This window comes from uncultured Microbacterium sp. (genome assembly GCF_964244775.1).
Taxonomy (GTDB): domain Bacteria; phylum Actinomycetota; class Actinomycetes; order Actinomycetales; family Microbacteriaceae; genus Microbacterium.
This window is the reverse complement of sequence record NZ_CAXTJR010000021.1, coordinates 1-2,257: the sequence shown is the minus strand read 5'-3', so window position 1 is coordinate 2,257 and position 2,257 is coordinate 1. Positions and strand designations below refer to the sequence as shown.

Below are 2,257 nucleotides of genomic sequence, written 5' to 3'. Positions count from 1 at the left end.
AGTGGTGGGTGAGCCGGTCGAGCAGCGCGGTGGTCATCTTGGCGTCGCCGAACACGCTCGGCCATTCGCCGAAGGCGAGGTTGGTTGTGACGATGATCGACGTCTGCTCGTAGAGGCGGCTGATCAGGTGGAACAGGAGCTGGCCGCCGGACTGCGCGAACGGCAGGTAGCCGAGCTCGTCGAGGACCACGAAGTCCATGCGGCTGAGGTAGTCGGCCATGCGGCCCTGACGTGCTGAGCGGCCTTCCGCCTCGAGCTTGTTGACAAGGTCGACCACGTTGAAGAACCGGCCGCGGGCGCCGTCGCGGATGCAGGCCCGGGCGATCGCGATGGCGAGGTGGGTCTTGCCGGTCCCGGTTCCGCCCACCAGCACGACGTTGCGCTGGTGAGCCAGGAACTCGCCGCTTGCGAGGTCGCGGACGAGCGTCTCGTTGATCGGCGTGCCGGCGAAGGCGAAGTCCTCGACGTCGCGCGCGAGCGGCAGCTTGGCGATGGTGATCTGGTACTTGATCGAGCGCGCCTGCTTCTCGCTGATCTCGGCGGTGAGCAGATCGCCGACGATGCGCTGAGGCTCATGCTGGCGCTTCACGGCGGTCGCGATGATCTCGTCGAAGGCGGCCTTCATGCCATAGAGCTTGAGCTCGCCCATGGTGGTCAGTATCGCGGAACGCTCCATCACACGGCTCTCCTGAGGGTGTCGTGATCCAAGCGCAGTCGGCGGTCGGCTCGACGGCGAGCCGCAACGCTTCGGGCGTCATGATCGTGACCGGCCGCGCGGGGTCCCGGCGCCGGGCCAGGATGTTCAGGACGACGTCGGCCGAGCAGACGCCCTCACGCAGCGTCTCGGTGCAGGCGGCTTCGACCGCGGACAAGCCGTCGCTCAGCACCGCGGCCAGGATCGCGACCATCTGGCGGTCGCCGTCCTCGACGCTTGCGAGCTTGCGTCGGACCTTCTCAAGCCCGACCGGAAGCACCCAGTCCTTGAACGGGGCTCCGTTCCTGAGCGCACCGGGCTTGCGCGCCAGCACGGGCACGTAGTGCCAAGGATCGAACACCGTCTGGCCACGACCGAAGCAGCGCGGATGGTCGCCGACGATCCGGCCGTCCTGGCGCAGTTCGATCCGGTCGGCGTAGGCGCGGATCTCCACAGGGCGGCCGATCGCGCTCGCGGCGACCGAGTACTTGTTGTTGTCGAAGCGGACCAGGCAGGTCTTGGACACCGACGCCGGGACGGCATGGAAGCCGTCGAACCGCCCGGCGTAGGGAACGAAGCTCGGGCGCTCCGCCTCGAACGCCTCCCACACGGTCCGGTCCGCGAACTCGGGATGACGGTGCGCCTTGGCGTAGGCGATCGCCTGGTCGAGCAGCCAAGCGTTCAGCTCGTCATAGCTCTTCGCCCGGACGCGCGGCGTGAAGAGCCGCTCGCGCACCAGCCCGACCTGGTTCTCGACCTGACCCTTCTCCCAGCCCGACGCCGGCGTGCAAGCCACGGGGTCGATCAGGTAGTGGCTGCACATCCGCAGGAAGCGTCGATTGTAGGTACGAGCGCGACCGACAAGGATCGTCTCCACCGCGGTCTTCATGTTGTCGTAGATCCCGCGCGTGCAGGTTCCCTTGAAGAAGGCGAACGCCCGGTCATGGGCGTCGAACACCATCTCCTGGCTCGCGCGCGGATAGGCCCGCACGAACAGCATCCGTGAATGACAGAGCCGGACGTGCGCGACCTTCACGGTCGTGGTCACGCCGTTGATCAGGACAATCTCGTGGCTCCAGTCGAGCAGGTCAGGCCTCGCCCGGATCAAAGCTCAGCGGCACGAACGCCGCCGATGACGACGACCGCTCCCGCTGCCGACCGCGGGCGTAGCGCCGGACCGCGTCGTAGCCGCCCTCGTAGCCCAGCGCCCGCAACGCCTCGAAGATCCGGATCAGGGTCAGCCGCTCGCGCGCCGCCCGTCCCTCGTTCTCCGTCAGCAGCCGGTCCAGGTCCTCACGCCAGGGCCCGAGCTTCGGAAGCGGCTGCACCTCGCGCTCATACTCGAACGCCGTCGCCCCCGACCGCAGCACCTTCCGCACCGTGTTCCGCGACACGTGCAGCTCACGCACGATCTCCTTGATCGTCTTGCCACGCACAAAATGCTCGCGGCGGATCCGCGCGATCGTGTCCACGCACTTCATCCCCCAACCGCCTGTCCTCGACAAAGACAGGCAGCATGCGCAACGCGCGCCTCAGGGGGTCAAAATTGGACGCCGATCCCCC

At 67.6% G+C, this 2,257-nt stretch carries 1 protein-coding gene and 1 pseudogene; both read right to left on the bottom strand.

Annotated elements, in window-relative coordinates; translation table 11 throughout:
• Positions 1 to 676: IS21-like element helper ATPase IstB (gene istB / locus ACFE6Z_RS16390; protein WP_375386771.1), on the bottom strand; the 676-nt coding region annotated here is incomplete at its 3' end.
• Positions 676 to 2,175 (bottom strand): annotated as a pseudogene (istA, locus tag ACFE6Z_RS16385) (IS21 family transposase). The gene istB and the pseudogene istA, both read right to left, overlap by 1 nt.
• Positions 2,176 to 2,257: the final 82 nt, after the last annotated feature.